This window comes from Tabrizicola sp. T46, from assembly GCF_057219895.1.
Genome location: NZ_JBXVVV010000003.1, coordinates 533,790 through 556,686 on the forward strand (window position 1 = coordinate 533,790; position 22,897 = coordinate 556,686).

The 22,897-nt window shown below is 67.6% G+C and carries 20 protein-coding genes; 9 read left to right on the top strand and 11 right to left on the bottom strand.

From position 1 onward, the window contains the following. Positions 1 to 12: 12 nt before the first annotated feature. Positions 13 to 630 (bottom strand): DUF6778 family protein, encoded by a 618-nt coding sequence (locus AC2D9V_RS15465; protein ID WP_484714982.1) that lies wholly within the window; start codon positions 628 to 630, stop codon positions 13 to 15. A gap of 149 nt (positions 631 to 779) precedes the next feature. Here AC2D9V_RS15465 and AC2D9V_RS15470 point away from each other — a divergent pair, with 149 nt between their 5' ends. After that, positions 780 to 2,165, top strand: coding sequence for a pyridoxal phosphate-dependent decarboxylase family protein (locus tag AC2D9V_RS15470; protein ID WP_484714983.1), 1,386 nt, complete (start codon positions 780 to 782; stop codon positions 2,163 to 2,165). After that, complete coding sequence (locus tag AC2D9V_RS15475) at positions 2,162 to 2,995, top strand: TPM domain-containing protein (protein ID WP_484714984.1); 834 nt, start codon at positions 2,162 to 2,164, stop codon at positions 2,993 to 2,995. The genes AC2D9V_RS15470 and AC2D9V_RS15475 overlap by 4 nt, the downstream gene beginning before the upstream one ends. Before the next feature lie 44 nt (positions 2,996 to 3,039). Here the strand turns inward: AC2D9V_RS15475 and AC2D9V_RS15480 are convergent, their stop codons facing one another. Beyond that, positions 3,040 to 3,633, bottom strand: a complete 594-nt coding sequence (locus tag AC2D9V_RS15480) for an outer membrane protein (protein WP_484714985.1) — start codon at positions 3,631 to 3,633, stop codon at positions 3,040 to 3,042. A gap of 181 nt (positions 3,634 to 3,814) precedes the next feature. After that, the gene (locus AC2D9V_RS15485) at positions 3,815 to 5,614 is read right to left on the bottom strand and encodes an ABC-F family ATP-binding cassette domain-containing protein (RefSeq protein ID WP_484714986.1); all 1,800 of its coding nucleotides are present in this window, start codon (positions 5,612 to 5,614) and stop codon (positions 3,815 to 3,817) included. 94 nt (positions 5,615 to 5,708) lie between these two features. Between AC2D9V_RS15485 and AC2D9V_RS15490 the strand changes: the two genes are divergently transcribed. The 3 genes from AC2D9V_RS15490 (at position 5,709) to AC2D9V_RS15500 (ending at position 9,715) form a co-directional block, all read left to right on the top strand. Next, complete coding sequence (locus AC2D9V_RS15490) at positions 5,709 to 6,854, top strand: CaiB/BaiF CoA transferase family protein (RefSeq protein ID WP_484714987.1); 1,146 nt, start codon at positions 5,709 to 5,711, stop codon at positions 6,852 to 6,854. A 12-nt stretch (positions 6,855 to 6,866) separates the two neighbouring features. Beyond that, positions 6,867 to 7,589, top strand: coding sequence for a hypothetical protein (locus tag AC2D9V_RS15495; protein ID WP_484714988.1), 723 nt, complete (start codon positions 6,867 to 6,869; stop codon positions 7,587 to 7,589). 86 nt (positions 7,590 to 7,675) lie between these two features. Then, the gene (locus tag AC2D9V_RS15500; RefSeq protein WP_484714989.1) at positions 7,676 to 9,715 is read left to right on the top strand and encodes an ASKHA domain-containing protein; all 2,040 of its coding nucleotides are present in this window, start codon (positions 7,676 to 7,678) and stop codon (positions 9,713 to 9,715) included. 1 nt (position 9,716) lies between these two features. On the opposite strand, the gene AC2D9V_RS15505 is transcribed toward AC2D9V_RS15500, so the two are convergent. Both AC2D9V_RS15505 and AC2D9V_RS15510 read right to left on the bottom strand, forming a co-directional pair. Further along, on the bottom strand, positions 9,717 to 10,403 hold the full coding sequence (locus AC2D9V_RS15505) for a GntR family transcriptional regulator (RefSeq protein WP_484714990.1): 687 nt from the start codon (positions 10,401 to 10,403) through the stop codon (positions 9,717 to 9,719). Then, entirely contained in the window at positions 10,400 to 11,752 is a 1,353-nt protein-coding gene (locus AC2D9V_RS15510) for a formimidoylglutamate deiminase (RefSeq protein WP_484714991.1), read from the bottom strand. Before AC2D9V_RS15510 ends, AC2D9V_RS15505 begins: the two co-directional genes overlap by 4 nt. Before the next feature lie 66 nt (positions 11,753 to 11,818). Here AC2D9V_RS15510 and hutI point away from each other — a divergent pair, with 66 nt between their 5' ends. From hutI to hutU, 3 genes are all read left to right on the top strand, one after another. Beyond that, a complete protein-coding gene (gene hutI, locus AC2D9V_RS15515) occupies positions 11,819 to 13,012 on the top strand; it encodes an imidazolonepropionase (protein WP_484714992.1) in 1,194 nt (397 codons plus the stop codon). Beyond that, on the top strand, positions 13,002 to 14,546 hold the full coding sequence (hutH, locus tag AC2D9V_RS15520; RefSeq protein WP_484714993.1) for a histidine ammonia-lyase: 1,545 nt from the start codon (positions 13,002 to 13,004) through the stop codon (positions 14,544 to 14,546). Before hutI ends, hutH begins: the two co-directional genes overlap by 11 nt. 66 nt (positions 14,547 to 14,612) lie before the next feature. Beyond that, on the top strand, positions 14,613 to 16,298 hold the full coding sequence (gene hutU / locus AC2D9V_RS15525; protein ID WP_484714994.1) for a urocanate hydratase: 1,686 nt from the start codon (positions 14,613 to 14,615) through the stop codon (positions 16,296 to 16,298). Positions 16,299 to 16,467: 169 nt separating this feature from the next. Here the strand turns inward: hutU and AC2D9V_RS15530 are convergent, their stop codons facing one another. Next, positions 16,468 to 17,103, bottom strand: a complete 636-nt coding sequence (locus tag AC2D9V_RS15530; protein WP_484714995.1) for a YdeI/OmpD-associated family protein — start codon at positions 17,101 to 17,103, stop codon at positions 16,468 to 16,470. An 81-nt stretch (positions 17,104 to 17,184) separates the two neighbouring features. Then, positions 17,185 to 18,108 (bottom strand): PHP domain-containing protein, encoded by a 924-nt coding sequence (locus tag AC2D9V_RS15535; protein ID WP_484714996.1) that lies wholly within the window; start codon positions 18,106 to 18,108, stop codon positions 17,185 to 17,187. Positions 18,109 to 18,321: 213 nt separating this feature from the next. Between AC2D9V_RS15535 and AC2D9V_RS15540 the strand changes: the two genes are divergently transcribed. After that, complete coding sequence (locus AC2D9V_RS15540; RefSeq protein ID WP_484714997.1) at positions 18,322 to 18,639, top strand: ArsR/SmtB family transcription factor; 318 nt, start codon at positions 18,322 to 18,324, stop codon at positions 18,637 to 18,639. A 15-nt stretch (positions 18,640 to 18,654) separates the two neighbouring features. Here AC2D9V_RS15540 and AC2D9V_RS15545 read toward each other — a convergent pair whose 3' ends face one another. The 4 genes from AC2D9V_RS15545 to AC2D9V_RS15560 all read right to left on the bottom strand — a co-directional run bounded on the left by AC2D9V_RS15545 (position 18,655) and on the right by AC2D9V_RS15560 (position 22,818). Further along, complete coding sequence (locus tag AC2D9V_RS15545; RefSeq protein WP_484714998.1) at positions 18,655 to 19,377, bottom strand: SDR family oxidoreductase; 723 nt, start codon at positions 19,375 to 19,377, stop codon at positions 18,655 to 18,657. Then, positions 19,374 to 21,086, bottom strand: a complete 1,713-nt coding sequence (locus AC2D9V_RS15550) for a glycosyltransferase family 4 protein (RefSeq protein WP_484714999.1) — start codon at positions 21,084 to 21,086, stop codon at positions 19,374 to 19,376. The genes AC2D9V_RS15545 and AC2D9V_RS15550 overlap by 4 nt, the downstream gene beginning before the upstream one ends. Positions 21,087 to 21,154: 68 nt before the next feature. Then, positions 21,155 to 21,976 (bottom strand): metal ABC transporter permease, encoded by an 822-nt coding sequence (locus AC2D9V_RS15555; protein WP_484715000.1) that lies wholly within the window; start codon positions 21,974 to 21,976, stop codon positions 21,155 to 21,157. Beyond that, positions 21,973 to 22,818 carry a metal ABC transporter permease gene (locus AC2D9V_RS15560; RefSeq protein WP_484715001.1) on the bottom strand — a complete coding sequence of 282 codons (846 nt, stop codon included), beginning with the start codon at positions 22,816 to 22,818 and terminating at the stop codon, positions 21,973 to 21,975. The genes AC2D9V_RS15555 and AC2D9V_RS15560 overlap by 4 nt, the downstream gene beginning before the upstream one ends. Between the last annotated feature and the right edge of the window lie 79 nt (positions 22,819 to 22,897).

The following is a 22,897-nucleotide window of genomic DNA, read 5'->3' on the forward strand; positions in this document are numbered from 1 at the left end:
CGGCAAGAACGCTCAGTTGCCCTGGCGGGTGAAGGTGCCGCGGTTGTCGGGGCCGGTGCCCAGCCAGCCGGCGATGGTCTTGGCGACATGGTTGGTGATCATGGATTTCTGCGTGACGCCGCGCTGCCGCGCCTCGCGCATCTGCTCGCCCGAGAGGGCCGGAAGCTCGGCGCGGATCATGGTGGCAGGCACCAGCACCTCGCCGGTGCGCGCATCCGAGACCTGGGCGGTGAACTGGATGTTGTGGACGCCCCAGTTCGGGCCGCGCTGTTCGGCTTCGAAGGTCAGGGCGTGGAAGCGGGCGACGGTGATGTCGATTGCCACCGGGCGCGATCCGCGCAGGCCCGAGGCACCGCGCGTCACCGCCTCGCCCATGATGCTGGCGACCTGGGCATAGCGGTCGCCCAGAGGATCCTCGCGCCAGACGATGTCGGCCCTGGGCAGCAGCGACTTTTCTTCCGAAACGGTCAGGCTGCGGGGCACGTCGACGCGGACATCAGCGAGCCGCCACGTCCGGCTGACGTCGGCGGGCAGCGGATCATAGGCGGTTTCGAACGTGCCGCCGCCGACGCAGGCGGAAAGAAGCAGGGCGGTGACGCCCAGAAGGGCAGCACGACGGGAAAGCGACATGGGCGGTTCCTCTTGCAGACAAAGCAATTGACGCAAGGACGCTAACCTGTCTCTGCGTTCGGAAAAAGGACCAGTCGTGGCAGAATCCCGGTAAAGCCTTGCCGTTTCCTTACGGCCGTGCCTTTTTGCCCGCAGTGCGGGAGGCGGGAATGGACCACGAGGACTTGCGGCTCTGGGCGAAGCGGGCGGCGGATTGGGGGGCCGACTACCATGCGTCCTTGCGCGACCGGCCGGTGCGCGCGCCGCTGGTTCCGGGGGCGATCGCCCGGCAACTTCCCGGCGCGGCGCCGGAAAGGGCCGAGGCGATGGAGGCGATCTGGGACGATTTCGAGCGGATCGTGCCCGGCGGCATGACCCACTGGCAGCATCCCCGGTTCTTCGCCTATTTCCCGGCCAATGCCGCCCCGGCGAGCATGCTGGCCGAGCAGCTCGTCAACGCTATGGGGTGCAATGCGCTGATCTGGCAGACCTCGCCCGCTGCGACCGAGATCGAGACGGTGATGGTAGACTGGATGCGCCAGGCCGTGGGTCTGCCCGAGGGTTTCACCGGCACGATCCATGACACGGCGACGACCGCGACGCTGTCGGCGGTCCTGACGATGCGCGAGCGGGCGCTGGGGTTCCGGGGGCTGGAGGAGGGGCTGGCGGGCGGACCCGTCCTGCGATTCTACGCGAGTGCCGAGACGCACAGTTCGGTCGACAAGGCGATCCGGGTGGCGGGGATCGGGCAGCGGAACCTCGTCAAGGTGCCGGTGGACGACAGCCGCGCGATGACGGGCGCGGCGCTGGCGGCGGCGATCGCGGCGGACCGGGCGGCGGGGATGCTGCCGGCGGGGGTGATCCTGTGCGCGGGGGGCACGAGCGTGGGCGCCTTCGACCGGATCGGGGAGTGCATCGCTGCGGCCCAGGCTGCGGGGGTGCCGGTGCATGTCGATGCAGCCTGGGCCGGGTCCGCGATGATCTGCCCGGAGTTCCGCACCCTCTGGGAGGGCATCGAGGGGGCGGATTCCATCGTGCTGAACCCGCACAAGTGGCTTGGGGCGCAGTTCGACTGCTCACTCCAGTTCATGCGCGACCCGGGCGCGCAGGTGCGGACGCTGGGCCTAAGGCCGACGTATCTGGAGACGGCGGGGCGCGAGGAGATCATCAACTACAACGAATGGACCGTGCCCCTAGGCCGCCGGTTCCGGGCGCTGAAGCTGTGGTTCGTCCTTCGCGCTTACGGGCTGGAAGGACTGCGCGAACGGATTCGCAACCATGTGGCCTGGGCACGGCAAGCGCGGGATCAGCTGGCCGCACTTCCCGGGGTCGAGATCGTGACCGAGCCCCGGCTGTCGCTGTTCAGTTTCGCATTGGGCGACGATGCGGCCACCGAGGCGCTTTTGTCGCGGATAAATGAGGATGGGCGCATCTATCTGACCCAAACGCGGGTCGATGGACGGATGGCGATCCGGGTGACCGTCGGAACATTTGACTGCCGTCATGAAGATGTCATGCTGATCGCACCAACGGTGAAAGAACTGCTTGCACGATGACCCTGCGCCTGCCTGTACCGGTCGTTCTCGGCCTTTATCTTGCCCTATTGCCTGTCGCAGTAGCGGCCCAGGAACTGCCCTCCGCCCCTGAAGGCCATGTCCTTGATCTGGCTGGCGTCCTTGACGCGACCACCGAGGCGCGGATCGAGCGTGTGCTGGCCGAAACTCGCGAGGCGACGGGCGTCGAAATGGATGTCGTGACGCTTGCCGATGGCGCCGCGCAGGGTGTCGCAAACCGGGACCTAGAGGCCTATGCCGGCCAGCTGTTCGAGGCCTGGAACGGCGAAACCGATGCAGCTGACGATGGGCTTCTTCTTGTCGTCTCGACCGAACCGGCCGATGCAAGGCTTGCGCTTGGCACCGACTACCCGCCCGTCTACGGCGCCCGCGCCGCCCGCGTGCTTGGCATTTCCGTGCTGCCGGCTTTCCGGGAGGGCCGCATAGCCGACGGGATAGAGGCCGGTGTCGTGATGGCGCGCGACCAGGTGATCGTGCCGTTCCTTGCTGGTGCGCCGGTCACCGCAACCGAAGGGTTTCCCTCCGCAGAACAGCGACTTCCCGCGAGCCTTCCCTATCTCCTTGCTGCGGTTCTTCTTCTTGGCTCGGTCGCCTATCTGTTCCAGCGCCGTGCGCGCGCGCGGAAGACCTGTCCGCGGTGCGGGGAACTTACGCTAAACCGGACGTTCGAGGTGATCGAGCAGCCGTCCCGGTCGTCGCCGGGGTCAGGGATTGAGCATCAGCTGTGCAAGTCCTGCGGCTTCATGGATCGGGAAGTCTACATGCTGCGGTCCGGTATCGGCAGCGGATACCGCAAGCGGCGGATCAAGTAGGCTTGGGGCCGGGCCAGGACAGCCCGGCCCGGCCGGACTGCGCGTCAGAACCGGAAGCTGACGCGGGCGGTCGCGGTCAGTGCATCGAAGTCGACGCCCGAGCCATCGAAGTTGCCGAAGTCGTGCTGTAGAAGCTCGCCGCCCAGGGTCCATTGGTCGCCGATCGCATAGGTCAAGCCGGCACCATAGAACCAGCCGTCATCCGACAGCGAGTCCGGGCCGACACTGGCGGTGGCATAGGCGTAACCGGTGGTCGCATATAGTAGGCTGCTGCCAAGATCGGCACCGCCGACCAGCTTCACCCGGGTGACGTCATCCAGGGTGCCGGTCGTGCCGCCAAGGTCGATGTCGATGGTGTCGTAATCAAGTTCGGTACCGAAGACGAACTGGCCGAAATCCCAGCGGTAGCCGCCGTGGATACCGCCAAGCCAGCCGTTGCCGTCAAGACCGGCGCCGTTGGAATCGATGTCGCCGTAGCCGAGCTGGCCACCGGCATAGAAGCCCGACCAGTCAGGTGTGGACACAACGACCGGAGCCACGGGTTCGACGACCGGTTCCGTCGTGACGACGGTTGGGCCGCCCGCCAGGGCTGGACTGGCCACCAGGGCGGCTGCGAAAAGTGCTGCGATAGACTTCATGTTGTTCTCCTTGTTCCGGCTGCCCGCAGAGGTGCCACGGGCGACACGCGCTCAAGGCTGGGGATACAACCCGGACGGGACAAGGGTGGTTCACGGCAGCTTGAAAGCCATCGAGGATGGTCGGCGGAGGCGCGCCCACCGCCGATGGCAGTTTGGGCCTCTTTCCGCGCAAGAAGACGCGTCAGGCGCGATCGGCAAGCTCCAGCCACTCGGATTCAGCGGCATCAAGGGCGGCTTGCCGTTCGGCCAGTGCCTCGGTCGCCTTGCGAAATTTCACAGGCTCGCGGGTGAAAAGATCGGGATCGGCGAGGAGGGTGCCAAGCTTGGCAATCTCGGCCTCAAGCCGGGCGATCTGGGCAGGCAGGTCGTCAAGCCGCTTCTTCTCGGTGAAACTGAGGCCGGACGGACGCGGGGGTTCCGCCTTCGCAGCCGCCGGCTTGCCGGTGGCCTTTACGGCGGCGGCCACATCCGGTGCGGGGCGCTGGGCGGCATAGTCGGACCAGCCGCCGGGATAGACGGTGGCCTTGCCCTGCCCTTCCAGTGCGACGGTGGCGGTGGCCACGCGGTCGATGAAATCGCGGTCGTGGCTGACGAGAAGCACGGTGCCGTCATAGTCGCCGAGGATGTCCTGCAGGAGGTCCAGCGTCTCGACATCAAGGTCGTTCGTCGGTTCGTCGAGGATCAGCAGGTTCGAGGGCTGGGCCATCAGCTTGGCCAGAAGAAGCCGCGCCTTTTCGCCGCCCGACAGGCTGCGGACCGGAGCGCGAGCCTGGATGTCGTCGAAGAGGAAGTCCTTGAGATACCCCACGACGTGCCGGGGTGCGCCCCGCACCATGACCTGGTCGGCCGAGCCCGAGACGCGCATCAGCGGATCGCCGGTCAGGTTGTCCCAAAGGCTTGCCTCGGGATCGAGCCGGGCGCGGGTCTGGTCGAAAACCGCGATCTCGAGGTTCGTGCCAAGGCTGACACGGCCGCTGTCCGGTTGAACTTCACCGGTCAAGAGCTTGAGAAGCGTTGTCTTTCCAACTCCGTTCGGACCAACGAAGGCCACCCGGTCGCCGCGCAGGACACGCAGGGAGAAGTCCTTGATGATCGTCTTTCCGCCATAGGTCTTGGAGATCTTCTCGGCCTCGATGACTTTCTTGCCGGAGGTGGGGCCGGACTCCAACGCCAGCGCCGCAGTGCCCTGCCGCCGGATCTGCGCAGCGCGGTCGGCGCGAAGCTGCTGGAGCGCGCGGACCCGTCCCATGTTGCGCTTGCGCCGTGCCGAAATGCCTTCGACGGCCCATCGCGCCTCGGCCTTGATCTTGCGGTCAAGCTTGTGGCGGGCCTCGTCTTCCTCGGCCCAGACGGTCTCGCGCCATTCCTCGAAGCTTTCGAACCCGTTCTCGCGGCGGCGGAGCACCCCACGGTCAAGCCAGAGGGTGGCCTTCGTCAGCGCGCGCAGGAAGGCGCGGTCGTGCGAAATGAGGACAAAGGCCGCGCGGGTAGCGGAAAGCTCGGCCTCGAGCCATTCGATGGCCTGGATGTCGAGGTGGTTGGTGGGTTCGTCCAGAAGCATCAGTTCCGGCGCTTCGGCCAGAAGTTTCGCCAGCGCGGCGCGGCGGCGTTCACCCCCGCTGGCAGTTGCCACCGGCACCGTGGGGTCGAACTTCAGGCCCTCGGCCACCACGGCAAGGCGGTAGTCCTGGCCTTCGGGCAGGCTGGAGGCGGCGAAATCGCCCAGGGTGGCGAAGCGGCTGAGGTCCGGATCCTGCTCCATGTAGCCGACCGTCACCCCCGGCGGGATGGTGCGGCTGCCGGAGTCGGGATCGTGGAGGCCCGCCATCAGCTTCATCAGCGTGGATTTGCCCGACCCGTTCCGGCCTACGAGCGCGATGCGGTCGCCCGGCTGGACGGTCATCGAGACCCCGTCAAGGACAGGATTGCCGCCGAAGGTCAGCGAGACGTCATTGAGTTGCAGAAGCGGTGCGCGTGCCATGCCGCGCGAGGTAGCGGGCGGCTTGATCCGCGTCAACGCCCGGCGTTCCGTGGTCTGACATGGGTTTCTGAAGGAACGGGCGCGGGAGTTCAAGATGGCACCTCTGGACGGCATAACGATCCTCGACCTCACGCATGTTCTGGCCGGGCCCTTCGCCACGCATACGCTGGGCGATCTTGGCGCGCGGGTGATCAAGGTGGAGCGTCCGGGGACGGGCGATGACACGCGGTCCTTCCCGCCCTTCGTGGACGGCGAAAGCGCCTATTTCGCGACACTGAATGCGGGCAAGCAGTCGATCGCGCTGGACCTGAAGTCCCCGGACGACCGGGCGATCCTTGAGCGGCTTCTGGCGCGGGCGGATGTGCTGGTCGAGAATTACCGTCCCGGGGCGATGGAGCGCCTCGGCTATGGTTGGGAGGCGCTGTCAAAGCGCTTTCCGCGGCTGATCTATGCGGCCGTCTCGGGCTTTGGCCAGACCGGGCCGGACGCCGGAAAGCCCGCCTATGACATGGTGGTGCAGGCGCGCGGTGGCGTGATGTCAATCACCGGTGAGGCTGGCGGGCCGCCGGTCAGGGTGGGGGCGTCGATCGGCGACATCGTGGCGGGGATGTTCCTGACACAAGGGATTTTGGCGGCACTTTATGAGCGGGAGCGGACTGGCAGGGGCGCGCTAATCGATGTGGCGATGCTGGATTCGCAGCTGGCGATCATGGAACATGCGATCGCGATCACCACCGCCACCGGCGTGCCGCCGGGCCGGACCGGGGCGCGCCATCCGACGATAACGCCCTTTGCCACTTTCCGGGCGGCGGACGGGTTCGTGGTCATCGCGGCGGGGAACGATGCGCTTTTCGCGCGGCTTTGTGCGGTGCTGGGGCTGGCGGTGGCGGATGACCCGCGCTTTGCCACGAACGCGGCGCGTTGCGACAACCACGCGCTTCTGAAGCGGCTGATCGAGGCGGTGACGCTGGGCGAAACGGTGGATCACTGGGTCGCGGCGCTGGAGGCTGCGGGCCTGCCCACCGGGCGGGTGCAGGACATGGCCGAGGTTCTGCGCGACCCCCAGCTTCTGGCGCGGGGCATGGTGCAGCCGGTGGCTCCGCGGAACGGCGGGCCCGGTTTCTTCGCGCCCGGGAACCCGATCAAGCTCTCCACTCTGCCGGAAATGGCAGGCCGCCCCCCTGCCCCGGCGCTGGACGGCGACCGGCAGGCGATCCTTGGCTGGCTGGAGCGCGGCTGATAGACAAGGGCTATGCCGTTTCGCAGCCTTGATCCGCAGAAGATCCTTACCACCACCGAACGGCTGGAACGCCGGATCGTGGAACGCTTTCCCGACCGCGGCCTTGCCGAAGTCGCCCGGGAAGTGACGGCGCTGGCCCGCACCGTCGACCGCGAGGTCGCCACCCTTGAACCGCCGATCTGGGGCCTGCGGCTACTGGTCGGCGCGGTGGTGCTGGCGGGGGCGGCGGTGTTCCTGTGGATCGGCTCGATCATCCCGCTCAATCAGGTCGGGCGGGAAACGTTCGACTCGGTCGAGGGGGTCGAGGCCGCCATCAATACGGCGCTTCTGGCGGTACTCGGGCTGATCGCGCTGGTACGGCTGGAGGCGCGGGTCAAGCGTCAGCGGGTTGCGAAAGGCCTCCACGCGCTGCGGTCGGTCATCCATGTCATCGACATGCACCAGCTGACCAAGGACCCGGTGACCTTGTCGCCCGATTTCCAGCCGACCGAAGCTTCGCCCGCGCGGACCATGACGGCAGTCGAAATGTCGCGCTACCTCGACTACTGCTCCGAGCTGCTGGCGATCACCGGCAAGCTGGCGGCCCTTTACGCGCAGGCGGTGCCCGACGAAGGCGTGGCAAGCGCGGTCAATGACATCGAGGTGCTCGGCTCGTCCCTGTCGCGGAAGATCTGGCAGAAGATCACACTGATCGACCAGCCCGCACCGGCGCGCAAGCGGCGCATGCCGGAATAGGCGCGGCACCTGCCGCAATCCGGCATTGCCCTTGGTCTGGCGCGGTTTACAACCGCGGGACGTGACCCAGACCGACCGGAATTCCCATGACCGACGACGCTCTCGTGATCTTCACCCCCTCGGGCAAGCGGGGGCGCTTTGCCTTGGGAACGCCGGTCCTGACCGCCGCGCGGCAACTGGGGGTGGACCTCGATTCCGTCTGCGGCGGGCGGGGCATCTGTTCCAAGTGCCAGATCACGCCCGGCTATGGCGAGTTTCCGAAGCACGGTGTCACCGTCGCCGAGGATGCGCTGAGCGAATGGAACGCGGTCGAGGACCGCTACAGGCGCATCCGGGGCCTGATCGACGGGCGGCGCCTGGGCTGTCAGGCGAAGGTGATGGGCGACGTTGTCATCGACGTGCCGCCCGAAAGCCAGGTGCACAAGCAGGTCATCCGCAAGTCCGCGACCGAGCGGGTCATGCAGATGGACCCCGCGACCCGCGCTGTCTATGTCGAGGTCGAAGAGCCCGACATGCACGAACCCACGGGCGACCTCGAGCGTCTGGCCCGCGCCCTTTTCGCGCAATGGCAGGTCGAGGCGATCACGGCGGACCTTGGCGTCCTGCGCCGGTTGCAGCCGGTCCTGCGCAAGGGCGATTGGAAGGCGACGGTCGTCCTTCACAAGGGAAACCATGATACGGTGACCCGCGTCCTGGACATCTTCCCCGGCTTCCATGAAGGACCGCTTTACGGGCTGGCGGTCGACCTTGGGTCTACGACAATCGCGGCGCATCTCTGCGACCTTTCGGACGGGCGGGTGCTGGCGTCCTCGGGCCTGATGAACCCGCAGATCCGCTTCGGCGAAGACCTGATGAGCCGCGTCTCCTACGCAATGATGAACCCCGGCGGCGATGTCGAGATGACCCGCGCGGTGCGCGAGGCGATCAATTCGCTTGCCACTTCCATCGCAGGCGAGGCGGGGGTGGAGCCATCGTCGATCTATGAGATGGTGATCGTCTGCAACCCGGTCATGCACCACCTGTTCCTTGGCATCGACCCGGTGGAACTGGGCCAGGCCCCCTTTGCGCTCGCGACCTCGAACAGCCTGTCGATCGACGCGCGCGAGGTGGAGCTTGCGGCGCTGAATGCCAGCGCCCGGGTCTATGTCCTGCCCTGTATCGCGGGCCATGTGGGGGCGGATGCGGCCGCCGTGGCATTGTCCGAAGAACCGAACAAATCCAAGGAAATGGTGCTGATTGTTGACGTCGGGACCAATGCCGAGATCCTTCTGGGCAACCAGTCCCGCGTGCTCGCCTGTTCCAGCCCGACCGGCCCGGCCTTCGAAGGCGCACAGATTTCCAGCGGTCAGCGCGCGGCGCCGGGGGCGATCGAGCGGATCGAGATCGACCCCGTGACGAAGGAGCCGCGCTTCCGCGTGATCGGGTCTGACCTCTGGTCGGACGATCCGGGGTTTGCGGCAGCGACGGCGGCGACCGGGGTAACCGGCATCTGCGGATCGGGCATCATCGAGGCGGTGGCCGAGATGCGCCTCGCGGGGCTTCTGGACGCAGGCGGCCTGATCGGCGGGCCGGAGCAGACCGGCACCGCGCGCTGCGAGGCGACGGGCCGGACCTTCGCCTACCTTGTCCATGACGGCAGCGCCGAGGGCGGGCCGCGGATCAGCGTCACGCAGGGCGACATCCGGGCGATCCAGCTCGCGAAATCGGCGCTGTACGCCGGTGCGCGGCTTCTGATGGACGAGATGGGCGTCGACACCGTTGATAAGGTGACCCTTGCCGGGGCCTTCGGCGCCCATATCAGCCCCAAGCATGCGATGGTGCTGGGCATGATCCCCGATGTGCCGCTGGACAAGGTCGTCAGCGCCGGGAACGCCGCCGGGACGGGCGCACGGATCGCCCTTTGCAACGTGGCCGCGCGCGACCAGATCGAGGCGACGGTGCACCAGATCCACAAGGTCGAGACCGCGATCGAACCCCGGTTCCAGGAGCATTTCGTCAACGCCAACGCGATCCCGCATGCGGTCGATCCGTTCCCGAACCTGAACGGCATCGTCACCCTGCCGGATGTCAGCTTCAACACCCAAGGCTCGGGCGGCGACGGCGGGCGGCGGCGGCGGCGGGGCTGACCTAGAAGGTCATCGTCACCCGGTGCCCCGGTGCGTGGGCAAGCCGGACCAGCGTGACCGGCCCCCGCGTGCCATGCGTCGTGCGCTCGGCGACCAGCAGCGCCGTGCCGGCGGGCACCCCCAGGACTTCGGCCTCGCGCTGGCCTGCCGGCTCAGCGGTAAAGGCGATGTCGCCGGAGACGAGGCTCACATGGGTCACCAGCCATTCGTTCGCGCTGACGAGGGCGAAGTCCGGCGGTGACGCAGGCAAGACCTCGGGGTTCAGCCAGCGCGTCTCGTGGACGTAAGGCCGCCCCCCGGCACGGTGGAGCGTCTCCAGGAACCGCATCTCCTGCCCCTCCGGCAGACCAAGCCGGGCGGTCACCGGCACCGGGGCCGGGGCCAGCCGGTCCGCCAGCAGCTTGAAGTCGTAGACAAGGCCCCGCCCCAGCACATCCAGTCGGATCACCGGCACCTCCAGCCGCGCCCGCCGCACCGGAAGCTCTGCAACCCGCGTTCCGGCGCGCTTCTTCCGCTCCAGCACCCCAGCATCGGCCAGGTCGCGCAGGGCCCGGTTGACGGTGGCTCGGGCCACCTGGAACTCGCTCGCCAGCGCCTCCTCACCCGGGATCAGCGCGCCGGGCGGCCAGTCGCGGGCGCGGATCCGGCGCAGGACCTCGGCGCGGATCGTCTCCCACCCCGCACTCACAGCGTGCCCCGCAGGCTGGCGAGCGTGGCCTTGAAGCGGGCTGCGATCCGGTCATGCGCGACGTGGCGGCCCTCCCGCACGATGTGGCGCCCGGCGGACCAGAGGTCGCTCACAAGACCATCGCGCCCAGCGAAGACAAAGGCATCGAGGATCTGGTCCGCTACGAGACCCTCCAGCCGCAGATCCGTCATGGCCGGGGCCACAAGGTCGGCCCAGTTCCCCACCGCGATCGCGCCTGACGCGCGCCCCGCCGCCTGCGCCCCGCCCCGCGCGGCACCCTCCCAGAGCCACCGCCCAGTGGAGCAGTCGGCCGTCGCCATCACCGCCCGGGCCTTGAGGTGAAGGCGCTGGGAATACTCCAGAAGCCGCAGCTCTTCTGCCAGAGAAATCCGCACGTTGCTGTCTGTCCCCACCCCGAAGGCGCCACCCGCCCCCAGCCAGCCCGGGGCATCGAAGATCCCGTCGCCAAGGTTCGCCTCGGTCACCGGGCAAAGACCGGCCACCGCCCCGGTCCGGGCCAGCGCCTGCGTTTCCGCCGGGGTCATCTGGGTCGCGTGGATCATGCACCAGCGCGGGTCGAGAGGCAGGTTCGCCACCGCCCATTCCACCGGGCGGGCACCCCAGGCGGCCAGAACCTCGGTCACCTCGGCCACCTGCTCGGCGATATGGATATGCACCGGCGCACCCGGCCGCATCTCCGCGACCTCTGACAGCGTCGCCCGGCTGACCGCCCGCAGCGAATGCGGTGCCACCCCCAGGATGCCATCCGGCAGCGTCGCCACCGACCGCCCTGCCCCGTCCAGCACTGCCCGGTAAACCTCCGGCGTCGAGCCAAAGCGCAACTGCCCCCCGGCCAGCGCCCGGCCATCCACCCCGCCCTGTTCATAGATCACCGGCAGATGCGTCAGGCCAAGGCCCGTCTCTTCCGCCGCCGCGACGATGCGCGCCGACATCTCGGCAGGGTCGCCATAGGTTCCCCCGCCCGCCGGATGGTGCAGATAGTGGAACTCGGCCACTGCCGCGAACCCCGCCTCGGCCATCTCCACCATCGCCTGCGCCGCGATCGCCCCGACGTCTTCGGGCGAAAGCGCCTCGAGGAACCGGTACATCAGCGCGCGCCAGGTCCAGAAACTGTCCTGCCCGGCGGTCCGCCCCTCGGTCATCCCGGCCATCGCGCGCTGGAAGGTATGGGAATGGAGGTTGACCGGCGCAGGCAGCAGGCAGGCCAGCACCAACCCTTCCCGCGGCGCATTGGCGGTGACCTCGACGATCCGCCCCTCGGCGATCCTGATACTGACATCGGTCGCCCAGCCTTCGGGCAAAAGCGCGGTTTCAGCGTGCAGGATCATGTCGACTCACTTGACTTGAATTATGTCTAGACATATTAGCCAAAAGCCAAAGCATAAGGCAAGCGCATGCTCCTGACCCACGCCACCCTTGCAACCATGACCGGCGGTTACGGCCTGATCCCTGACGGGGCGGTCGCGATTGCCGGGGACCGGATTGCCTGGGCCGGACCGATGGCCGACATCCCGGAGGAACACCGCGCGCGTCCCCGTCACAGCGTCGAGGGGCGGCTTGTCACCCCCGGCCTCATCGACTGCCACACCCACACAATCCACGGCGGCCACCGCGCGGTCGAGTTCGAACTGCGGCTGAAGGGCGCAAGCTACGAAGAAATCGCCCGTGCCGGCGGCGGGATCCTGTCGACCGTCAGCGCCACCCGCGCGGCGACCGAGGAACAGCTCTTGGCTACGGCCCTGCCCCGGGCGGATCAGCTGATCGCCTCGGGTGCCACGACCATCGAGGTCAAGTCCGGCTATGGCCTGACCATCGATGACGAGCTGAAGATGCTCCGCGTCGCGCGCGCCATCGCCCGGCACCGCAAGGTCGGGGTCCGGACCACCCATCTTGCCGCCCATGCCATTCCGCCGGAATTCAAGGGCAATCCAAAGGGCTACATCGCCGAAGTCGCGCTCCCATCGCTCCGTGCTGCGCATGCCGTAGGGCTGGTCGATGCGGTCGATGCCTTCTGCGAGACCATCGCCTTTTCGACCGACGATCTGGCCCCCCTCTTCGCCGAGGCGAAGGCGCTTGGCCTGCAGGTAAAGCTCCATGCCGAACAGCTTAGCGATCAGAAGGGCGCAATCATGGCCGCACGGCACGGGGCGCTTTCGGTGGACCACCTCGAATATCTCTCGCCCGAGGGCATCGCGGCACTGGCCGCTGCCGGTACGGTCGCCGTGATCCTGCCGGGGGCCTTCTACACCTTGCGCGAAACGCAGGCCCCACCGATCGCCGCCCTTAGGGATGCGCGCGTGCCGATGGCCGTCGCGACCGACCTCAACCCCGGCTCCTCGCCGCTCGCCTCGCTGACACTCGCCATGAACATGGCCTGCACGCTTTTCCGGATGACCCCCGAAGAGGCGCTTCTTGGCACCACGGCCCATGCCGCGCGGGCCCTTGGCCTTGCCGACCGGGGCCGTATCGCTCCCGGCCTTCGCGCCGATCTCGCCATCTGGAACGCCGACCATCCGGCGGAACTTGGCTACCGGATCGGGGCCACCCCTCTTCACGCCCGCATATTCGGAGGCCGGCTTGACGACTGAAATCCTGATCCCCGGGCAGGTCACCCTGGCCCAGCTGGAGCGTATCTTCCGCCTTGGCCTTGCGGCGCGCCTTGACGACAGCGCCCGGGCCGGCATCGCCGCCGCCGCCGGCCACATCGCCACGGCTACCGGCGGAACCACTGCGGTCTATGGGGTGAACACCGGCTTCGGCAAGCTCGCCAGCGTGAAGATCGCCCCGCAGGACACTGCAAAGCTTCAGGAAAACCTGATCCTCAGCCATTCATGCGGGGTCGGTGACCCGATGCCCCGCGATGTCGCAAGGCTGATGATGGTGCTGAAGCTGCTCTCGCTCGGCCGTGGCGCCTCGGGTGTCCGGCCCGAGGTTGTCGCGCTGATCGAGGGGATGCTCGCCGCCGATGTGACCCCGGTAATCCCGGATCAAGGCTCGGTCGGCGCCAGCGGAGACCTCGCCCCCCTTGCCCACATGACCGCCGTGATGATCGGGCATGGCGAGGCGATGGTGGACGGTCAGGTGAAGCCGGGGGCCGAAGCCCTTGCTCGGAAAGGGCTTTCCCCGATCTCTCTCGGCGCCAAGGAAGGCCTTGCCCTGATCAACGGCACCCAGTTCTCGACCGCCTATGCCCTAGCCGGCCTCTTTCACGGCTGGCGCGCGGCCGGGGAGGCGCTGGTGATCTCGGCCCTCTCGACCGATGCCATCATGGGCTCGACCGCGCCCCTGGAGCCGGAAATCCACGCGCTCCGCGGCCAACCCGGCCAGATCGACGCAGCGGCCACGATGCGGGCCCTTCTTGCAGGTTCGGAGATCCGCGAAAGCCACCGCGAGGGCGACACCCGCGTGCAGGACCCCTACTGCATCCGCTGCCAGCCGCAGGTCACGGGGGCGGCGATGGACATCCTCCGCATGGCCGCCCGGACGCTGGAGATCGAGGCGAATGCCGCCACCGACAACCCGCTCGTGCTTTCGGACGGCCAGATCGTCAGCGGCGGCAACTTCCACGCCGAACCCGTTGGTTTTGCCGCCGACATGATCGCGATGGCCCTGGCCGAGATCGGCGCCATCGCGCAGCGCCGGGTCGCGCTGATGGTCGACCCCACGCTTTCCTCCGATCTTCCTGCCTTCCTGACCCCGAAGCCGGGGCTGAACTCCGGCCTGATGATCGCCGAGGTGACGACCGCCGCGCTGATGAGCGAGAACAAGCACCTGGCTCATCCGACGGTGATCGACTCGACCCCCACGAGCGCCAACCAGGAGGACCATGTCAGCATGGCCGCGCACGGCGCGCGCCGGCTGGGGCGGATGGTCAGGAACCTGAACGTGATCCTCGGGGTCGAGGCGATGTGCGCCGCCCAGGGGGTGGAATTCCGCGCGCCGCTTCGGACCTCTGGCCCCCTGCAGGCCGCCCTCGCCGCCTTCCGGGCCGAAGTTCCGGCCCTCGCAGACGACCGCTATCTCGCCCCCGATCTGGCAAAGGCCGCTGCCCTTGTGGCTGACGGCGCGCTTTCCAAAGCGACCGGCGTGCCCCCTCCCGACCTCACCTCATTCTTCGTCTGAAAACATCCTCTGGGGGTCCGGGGGGCGAAGCGCCCCCGGGGTCTCCACCAGCACCGGAGCCCGACCATGACGAACCCCCGCCACAACCTCCGCGACGTCTACCCGCCGACCGGGCCGGAAAAGACCGCCAAGACCTGGGCCGGCGAGGCCGCGATGCGGATGCTGATGAACAACCTCCACCCCGACGTGGCCGAGAACCCGCACGAGCTCGTCGTCTACGGCGGCATCGGCCGGGCGGCGCGGACCTGGGATGACTTCGACCGGATCGTGGCCGCCCTCAAGGACCTCGAGGCCGACGAGACGCTGGTCGTCCAGTCGGGCAAGCCCGTCGCCATCGTCCGCACCCATGCCGATGCGCCCAGGGTGCTGATCGCCAACTCCAACCTTGTCCCCCACTGGGCGACCTGGGCGCATTTCAATGAGCTCGATAAGAAGGGCCTGATGATGTACGGCCAGATGACCGCGGGGTCCTGGATCTACATCGGCACGCAAGGGATCGTGCAAGGCACCTACGAGACCTTCGCGGAGGCCGGGCGGCAGCATTACGGCGGCAACCTCAAGGGCCGCTGGATCCTGACTGGGGGTCTGGGCGGCATGGGCGGGGCGCAGCCCCTTGCCGCGGTTATGGCCGGGGCATGCTGTCTGGCGGTCGAGGTTGACGAGACCCGGATCGATTTCCGCATCCGCACCCGCTACCTCGACGCGAAGGCGAAGACCCTGGACGAGGCTCTGGCGCTGATCGCCGACTGGACCGCGAAGGGTGAGGCGAAGTCGGTCGGGCTTCTGGGCAACGCCGCCGAGGTCTTCCCCGAGCTTCTCGCCCGCATGAAAGCGGGCGGGGTGCGCCCGGACATCGTGACCGACCAGACCAGCGCCCATGACCCCCTGCACGGCTACTGCCCGGCGGGCTGGTCGGTGGCAGAATGGCGGGCGAAGCAGGAGAGCGACCCGAAGGGCGTCGAGACGGCCGCCCGACATTCGATGCGCGCCCATGTCGAGGCGATGGTGGGGTTCTGGAATGCGGGCGTCCCGACGCTCGACTATGGCAACAACATCCGGCAGGTGGCGAAGGAGGAGGGGTTCGAGAACGCCTTCGCCTTCCCGGGCTTCGTGCCGGCCTACATCCGCCCCCTCTTCTGCAAGGGGATCGGTCCGTTCCGCTGGTGCGCCCTTTCGGGGGACCCGGAGGATATCCGGAAGACCGATGCTGCGATGAAGAAGCTCTTCCCGGAGAATGCCCACCTTCACCGCTGGCTCGACATGGCGGGCGAAAGGATCGCTTTCCAGGGCCTGCCGGCGCGGATCTGCTGGATCGGGCTGGGAGACCGGCACCGGGCGGGGCTGATGTTCAACGAGATGGTCGCTTCGGGCGAGTTGAAGGCCCCGATCGTGATCGGGCGGGATCACCTGGATTCGGGGTCGGTGGCGAGCCCGAACCGGGAGACGGAGGCGATGAAGGACGGGTCGGACGCGGTCAGCGACTGGCCGTTGCTGAACGCCCTTGTCAACACCGCCTCGGGGGCGACCTGGGTGAGCCTCCACCACGGCGGCGGGGTCGGGATGGGGTTCAGCCAGCATGCCGGCGTCGTGATCCTTGCGGACGGGACGCCGGAGGCGGCGAAGCGGCTGGAGCGGGTTCTCTGGAACGACCCGGCCTCGGGCGTCTGGCGACACGCGGATGCGGGGTATGAGACGGCCATCGCCTGCGCGAAAGAGCACGGGCTGCGGCTGCCGGGAATCCTCGGGAACTGACGGACGGAGGGGGTCCGCGCCCCTCCCCCCCTGTCGCGCCCCGTCTGACCACGGCGTGACCACAGTGGTCAAAATCGTTTTATATAATGAAACCAGTTACTTGCGCGTGGACATTAGGGATTTCTTAACCTGCGATAGAAAGGAGTCGGGGTGAACCCCGACCTACACGTCAGCGTTCGGTTGCGCCCTTTCCTGCAAGGATCCGGGGGCGCGATCTCTCGATCCGGGTGAGCCTTGTTGACTGTCCCTTGGCGTCGTTCAGGTGCAGCACCCAGCTTTTCCGGCGGCCCGGGGTTAGGGCGTGGAAAGCCTCGGCAAGGTCGGGGTCGGCATCAAGCGCCTCGACCAGTTCGGTGGGCAGGTCAAGCTCGGTGACCTCTTTCGGCGGGAGGATTCCGGCCTGAGCGTAGCCCATCGCTTCGGCCAGGTAGGACCGGATCAGGCTTTCACGCGCCGCGGGGGCGGCAGTGTCGGTGAAGCGGAGGCAATCGGGATACCGGGTGTTCGGGCCCTGCTTTTCCAGCACGCCTTCGGGATCTTTCAACAGTCTGGCGTTGAAGAAAGTCAGCCGGAAATCGCCGCGAAAGGCGCCGATGATGGCGATGTTCCGGGCGGCATGGATGTAGGTCGGGTGTCCCCATTTGGCGGTCTCGGTCAGCCCGGTGCCGAGAAGGATGCGGCGCAGGGTCAGGAGGCCGGGAAGCCAGAGCCGGCTCGAGCAGTCGGCGGTCGCAAAACGGTCGCAGCGACCGCAGCCGAGCGTGAAGTAGTCCTCGACCTCGGTGATCATGGCGCGCTCGGACAATCGTGGCTCCTTTCGCGTGGCTGACCCGGCGTCGGTTGCGGTCGATGAAATGCCCCAACGCCCGATGGGTTCCGCCCGGCCCTAGCGCCAGATCGGATTCGACCAGGCCCGCTTGCCCGCGGCGTCGATCACGGCCACGCGGACCCAAGGGCTGTCGTTCAGGCGCTGGAGCGGAACTTCCGTGCGGGTCATGCTGTGGCCATGCACGGCCTTGGCCCCGGTGCCCTTGCCGATCGCCACGGCGGAGACGACGGCAGAGCTTTCGACCACCACGTGGTCCCCATCAAGATAGATATCGCGCAGTTCAGGGCCCTGGCTGGAATAGAAGGCCCCGGCCTTCAGCGCCGCAAGCAGCGCCTCGGGCGTGTTCGCTTCGGCCTTTACCATGACCCAGCCGCCGAAATGGTCGGGCTCGTAGAAATGTGCGTCATCGGTGGCGATGAGCGACAGGTTGCGGCCTTCGGTCAGCAAGAGGTCGGCGATGGCAAAGCCGTCCGGGCGGTCGCAGCCGGTGGCGCAGCCGTGATTGTAGATCTCGACCGCATGAGCGGCGGTGATCCCCCGGGCATCGGCCAGGGTCAGGCCCGACCACTGCGGATGAGCGATGGCGACGAAGGCCCCGGCGGCAACCGCGCGGGCTGCGATCTCGGCGGCCGTTTCCTGCCCAGGCTTGGGATGAAAGTCCGGGCTGTCCGACGGTGCGAAATCAGGCGGAAGGCCCACGGCGAGGATATGCCAGAGCTCACCATTTGCCATCGCGCCGGAGTGAAGTTCGGCCCCGAGGATGGTGGTGAAACTGTTGGTGCGGAAGGGCACGGTATCGACGATCGGATAGCCGTAGCTGCCGATGAAATGGTCGGTCAGGGCAAGGAAATCGTAGCCTTCGGCCCGATAGCGGCGGCAGACCTCTTCGGGGGACAGCACACCGTCCGACCGGGTGGAATGTGTGTGCAGGTTCCCGCGCCAGAATCGTCCGGGGGCGGTGAAGGCAGGCAGCCGCGTCATGTCTGGTCCTTTCCAGCGAAACAAGGGCCCCCGGGCCGAAGGATGCCTGGCGCGGCCCGGGAGTCGGCGGGACTCTGCCTTTCCACGCCAGACTCGACAAGGGCTACCTCGCCGCGCTACTGATCAGGTGTTAACGAACTGACCTGCAGTTCGGTGTGAGGTACCAGTATGTCCCCTTTAACCTCCGGGCCGGGGATCTCTCTGCCCAACGGGATGCCGGAATCCGGGAATGTCGAGCCTCTTGCGGCCCGCGCGGTCGAGGCTTCGGATTTCCTGAAAGTGCTGAGCCATGAGGGGCGGCTGAAGATCCTTTGCTACCTTGCGACCAGCGAACGCTCGGTCACGGAACTGGAAGATCTGCTTGGCGCGCGGCAGGCTGCTGTCAGCCAGCAACTGGCACGGCTGCGGCTTGAGGGGCTTGTCTCGACCCGGCGTGAAGGCAGGACGATCTTCTATGCGATCAGCGATCCAAGGGTCTTTCGCCAGATCGCACTGATGCTGGAGATATTCGGCATGGCAAGTACGGGCTGAGCCCGACCCGCAGTGTCAGCCGCGCCCGAGGAAGGGCATGTCGCGGGCCATGATTGTGACGAAGGGGGTATTCACCTCCAGTGGCAGGCTGGCCATGTGCAGGACCAAGCGCGCGACGTGGTCGACATCCATCACCGGCTCGGCGCGGATGCTGCCGTCGGCCTGTGGTACGCCCTTGGTGAAGCGGGCGGCCATGTCGGTCAACGCGTTGCCGATATCGATCTGCGCGCAGGCGATGTCGAAGGCGCGCCCGTCGAGGGCGAGCGTGCGGGTGAGCCCGGTCACGGCATGTTTCGACATGGTATAGGGGGTCGAGCCGGGCCGTGGCGCATGGGCCGAGATCGAGCCGTTGTTGATGATGCGCCCGCCCTTTGGTGACTGGCGGCGCATCAGGCCGAAGGCGGCGCGGGCGCAGAGGAACATGCCGGTGATGTTGGTGCGGCTGACGTCAAGCCAGGTGTCGACCGGGATTTCGTCGATCGGTGCCGCGGGGGCGGAGATGCCGGCGTTGTTGAAGAGGACGTCGAGGCGCGGCAGGGTGGCGAAGGCGGCCTCGACCCCGGCCGGATCGCCGACATCGCAGACGAGGATGCGGGCGGCGTGGCCGGCGGCGGTTTCCTCCAGGGGCCCGGCGCGGCGGCCAAGAAGCGTGACCTCCCACCCGTCGGCAAGGAAAGCGCGGGCGGTGGCGCGGCCGATCCCGGCCCCGGCGCCGGTGACAAGGACGGAACGGGTCATGGCGGCACCTCCTGCAGGAAATCGTATTTGAGCAGCCAGAGACTGGCCCGGGCGGTGGCGTCAGGGGAAAGGCCCGAAGCTGCCGCCGCCTCGCGGATCGTCTGGCCGGCGCGTCCGGCAGCGGCATAGGCGGAGAGAAGCCGTTCCAGTTGCGCGGGCGCGTCGACGAGGCGGCGCGAGTCGGCGTAGCGGCGGAGCGCGAAGGTCTCGGCAATGCCGGGCCGGGGGCCGGTGTCCTTGGCGGCAAGGCGGCGGGCAAGGACGTCGGGCGCGGGCGCGGTGGGATAGGCGCGGAACATCTGGTCCGGGGCCGGACCGACCGGCAGGAGGGCCGGGTTCCGCGTCTGGACCGCGCGGCCACCCGTCTTGCGGGCATGGGCGAGCATCGCGGCCTGTTCGGCCCAGAGTGCCTGCATCCGGGGGATGACGGCGGCCCAGTCGTAGAGGGTGCGGGCGCGGGCCTGCGCAGCCTTGCCCATTCGGCGGCGGAGGTCGGGGTCGGTGCCAAGGGTCACCAGCGCGCGGGTCAGGGCGGGAATGTCGATCCGGGTCATGGCGGCGAGTTGGCCGACATATTGCCGGTAGCTGTCGGTGCCGCCGAGATAGCGCTGCGCAAGATAGGTCGCGATCCCGTTGCCCGGCATCTCGGTCGGCACGCGGATGCCGACATCGGGCGAGACGGTTTCCTTCAGCCCGTCCCAGTCCGAAGCAATGACGGGTAAGCCTGCGGCCATCGCCTCGACCGGGGCGAGGCCGAAGGTTTCCTGCACGTTGTCGATGGGAAAGACGAAGATGTCAGCGGCCGAGAGCGTGGCCTTGCGGAGTGCGGGGTCGCCGCCGTCCAGGTGGTGGTAGCCGACCGAGGGCATGAGGCGGGCTGCCGCCTCGGCGAAGGTGGCTTCCCATCTCGGCGCGCGGAACTGGCCGCAGAGGATGAGGTGCTGGCGCCCGCCCCTTGCTGCAATGTCGGGCGCTGCGGCCTCCATCGCGAGGAAGAGGGGTAAGGGATCGAACTTTTCGTCCGGATCAAGCCGGGCGATGGTGGCAGAGAGGATATCGCCGGGGGCGATGCCCAGCCGGTCGCGGAGCGGCTTGCTCGCCGAAGGATCGGGCAGGAAATCGGCGGTGTGGATGCCGAGGGGGATGACGGGCAGAAGCGGGCGGGCGGGCAGGACCGCGCCGGGAAAGCGGTCGGCTAGGTGCGCCTCGGCCAGTTCCATCAGCCGGCGGAGCGAGGCCTGCACCGCTTCGGACGTGCAGATGACGGCGTCCCAGGGCATCTGCGGCGCGGACCGCAGGTCGTAGAGTGCGCTCATCACCGGTTGCGTGGCGGTTGTATGGGTGATCCCGCAGAGCGCCCAGGCCGCTGGCCCATGCGGGGCGCGGCGCCAGCATTCGGCAGGGTTGAGTGGCGCGGGATAGTAGAGAACCTCGACCGGCGCGATCAGCTGCGGCTGGTGCAGAGGGACCGGACGAAGGGGCGCGGTCACCCCTTCAGCGGCAGCGCGGGCGGCGAAGTCGGCGTGATCTGCGCTGCTGTGGGCAAGGCTGACGAACTCACTGACACCGCTGTGGCGAAAGAAGCCGCGCAGGAAGCTTTCCCCTGCCACGCGCCGGCCATTGATGCCCCTGCCCTGCGGGTCATAGCCGTCGGCCCCGTACCAGATCGCGGCATTCGGGCGGGCGGTCGGCTGTGCGGTCTGGGTCATGGGGCCGGGGTCTGTTCGGGACGCGTCCACCTTGCGTAAGGGCTTGGACGGCGTCCGTAAAGCCGGGATCAACTGGCCCGGCTGGCAAGGCTCCGGCGCAGGAAGGCCAGGAGGAACATCGCGGTCAGGATCAGGATGATCGTCGGTGCCGGTGCGCTGTCGAGGTGGAAGCTCGCCCAGATGCCCCCGACCATCGCGACAAGGCAGACCAGCGTTGCGGTGACCAGCATCGCCCCGAAGCTGCGGGCGACCAGAAAGGCAATGGCCCCCGGCGCGATCAGAAGGCCAATTGCCAGGATCAGCCCGACCGAGGAAAGGGTGGCGACGATGGTCAGGGAGAGGATCGCCAGAAGCCCGTAGTGCAGGAACCCGGTCCGCAGCCCCGAAACCTGCGCCTGCGCCGGGTCGAAGGCATGGAGCATGAGGTCACGCCACTTGAGCACGAGAAAGAGGGTAACCGGTGCGGCGATGGCGAAGGCGGTCAGAAGGTCGGCCGTCCCGACGCCCAGCATGTTGCCGAAGAGGATGTGGTCAAGGTGCAGGTCGGTCGGGAAGGCCGTAATCAGCACGATTCCAAGGGCAAACATCGCCGAAAAGACCACCCCCATGACCGTGTCCCGCTTGACGCGGCTGTTGTCGGCGATCCAGCCCGTCAGAAGCGAGGTAGCAAGGCCTGCGACAAAGGCCCCGAGCAGAAGGGGCAGGCCCGCCATATAGGCCAGAACGATGCCCGGAAGCACCGCATGACTGACCGCATCGCCCATCAGCGCCCAGCCCTTCAGGACCAGAAAGCACGACAGCAGCGCGCAAGGCGGCGCCACGATCAGCGCAATCAGGAAGGCGTTCTGCATGAACGGGAATTGGAACGGCTGGAGAAGCGTCTCGATCATGCCGGCCGCCCCCCATCGCTTGCCCGGGCGCGGGCCGCGAGCAGCCCGTGCTTCGGCGCGAAAATGAAGGCCAGCGCGAAGAGGGCCGCCTGCAGAAGGACGATGACGCCGCCCGTGGCCCCGTCAAGGAAGTAGGACAGGTAGGCACCTAACCCGCCCGTCACCGCACCGATCCCCGCAGAAAGGGACAGAAGGCGCGGGAAACGGTCGGTCAGAAGATAGGCCGTGGCCCCCGGCGTCACCACCATTGCGACCACCAGGAACGCTCCCACGGTCTGCATCGCGGCCACCGTCGAGGCAGAAAGGAGGGTGAAGAACACGGCCTTCAGTAGGTCCGGCCTGAGACCGATGGTGCGGGCATGCGCCTCGTCAAAGAAGGTGACCATCAGGTCCTTCCAGAGGACGAGAAGGACAACCGCCGATATGCCTCCCATCAGAAGAAGCTGGAGCGTGTCCCCCGGCGAGATCGCCAGGATGTTGCCCATCGTGATGGTCTGGATCGAGACGCTGGTCGGGTAGATCGAGATCAGGAAAAGGCCAAGGCCGAAGAAGGAGGTGAAGATCAGCCCGATCACTGTGTCGGTCTTCAGCCCCGTGCGGTTGGTCAGGAACAGCATCGCCGCCGCGGCCAGCCCGCCTGAAAGGAAAGCCCCCAGCGCGAAGGGAAGGCCAAGGATGTAGGCCCCGGCCACGCCCGGCACGACCGAATGCGAGAGCGCGTCGCCGATCAGGGACCAGCCCTTCAGCATCAGGTAGGCCGACAGGAACCCGCAGACCCCGCCGACAAGCGCGGCGACCCAGATCGCGTTCGTCATGTAGGCATAGGCGAAAGGTTCAAGCATGCTTTGCCCTTGGGTTGGCCCTGCACCCAGAGAGGAGCCCAGGAGTTTCCGGCCAAGATTTCCGGGCCGGCGCCGGGGT

Excerpts from the sequence above, each read along its gene's own strand:
- hutI (WP_484714992.1), top strand. The coding sequence starts at position 11,819 with ATGCTCCTGACCCACGCCACCCTTGCAACCATGACCGGCGGTTACGGC.
- hutU (WP_484714994.1), top strand. The coding sequence starts at position 14,613 with ATGACGAACCCCCGCCACAACCTCCGCGACGTCTACCCGCCGACCGGG.
- AC2D9V_RS15495 (WP_484714988.1), top strand. The coding sequence starts at position 6,867 with ATGCCGTTTCGCAGCCTTGATCCGCAGAAGATCCTTACCACCACCGAA.
- AC2D9V_RS15545 (WP_484714998.1), bottom strand. The coding sequence starts at position 19,377 with ATGACCCGTTCCGTCCTTGTCACCGGCGCCGGGGCCGGGATCGGCCGC.
- AC2D9V_RS15475 (WP_484714984.1), top strand. The coding sequence starts at position 2,162 with ATGACCCTGCGCCTGCCTGTACCGGTCGTTCTCGGCCTTTATCTTGCC.
- AC2D9V_RS15510 (WP_484714991.1), bottom strand. The coding sequence starts at position 11,752 with ATGATCCTGCACGCTGAAACCGCGCTTTTGCCCGAAGGCTGGGCGACC.
- AC2D9V_RS15480 (WP_484714985.1), bottom strand. The coding sequence starts at position 3,633 with ATGAAGTCTATCGCAGCACTTTTCGCAGCCGCCCTGGTGGCCAGTCCA.
- AC2D9V_RS15535 (WP_484714996.1), bottom strand. The coding sequence starts at position 18,108 with ATGACGCGGCTGCCTGCCTTCACCGCCCCCGGACGATTCTGGCGCGGG.
- AC2D9V_RS15470 (WP_484714983.1), top strand. The coding sequence starts at position 780 with ATGGACCACGAGGACTTGCGGCTCTGGGCGAAGCGGGCGGCGGATTGG.
- AC2D9V_RS15485 (WP_484714986.1), bottom strand. The coding sequence starts at position 5,614 with ATGGCACGCGCACCGCTTCTGCAACTCAATGACGTCTCGCTGACCTTC.
- AC2D9V_RS15490 (WP_484714987.1), top strand. The coding sequence starts at position 5,709 with ATGGCACCTCTGGACGGCATAACGATCCTCGACCTCACGCATGTTCTG.
- AC2D9V_RS15560 (WP_484715001.1), bottom strand. The coding sequence starts at position 22,818 with ATGCTTGAACCTTTCGCCTATGCCTACATGACGAACGCGATCTGGGTC.
- AC2D9V_RS15500 (WP_484714989.1), top strand. The coding sequence starts at position 7,676 with ATGACCGACGACGCTCTCGTGATCTTCACCCCCTCGGGCAAGCGGGGG.
- AC2D9V_RS15555 (WP_484715000.1), bottom strand. The coding sequence starts at position 21,976 with ATGATCGAGACGCTTCTCCAGCCGTTCCAATTCCCGTTCATGCAGAAC.
- AC2D9V_RS15465 (WP_484714982.1), bottom strand. The coding sequence starts at position 630 with ATGTCGCTTTCCCGTCGTGCTGCCCTTCTGGGCGTCACCGCCCTGCTT.
- AC2D9V_RS15550 (WP_484714999.1), bottom strand. The coding sequence starts at position 21,086 with ATGACCCAGACCGCACAGCCGACCGCCCGCCCGAATGCCGCGATCTGG.
- AC2D9V_RS15540 (WP_484714997.1), top strand. The coding sequence starts at position 18,322 with ATGCCGGAATCCGGGAATGTCGAGCCTCTTGCGGCCCGCGCGGTCGAG.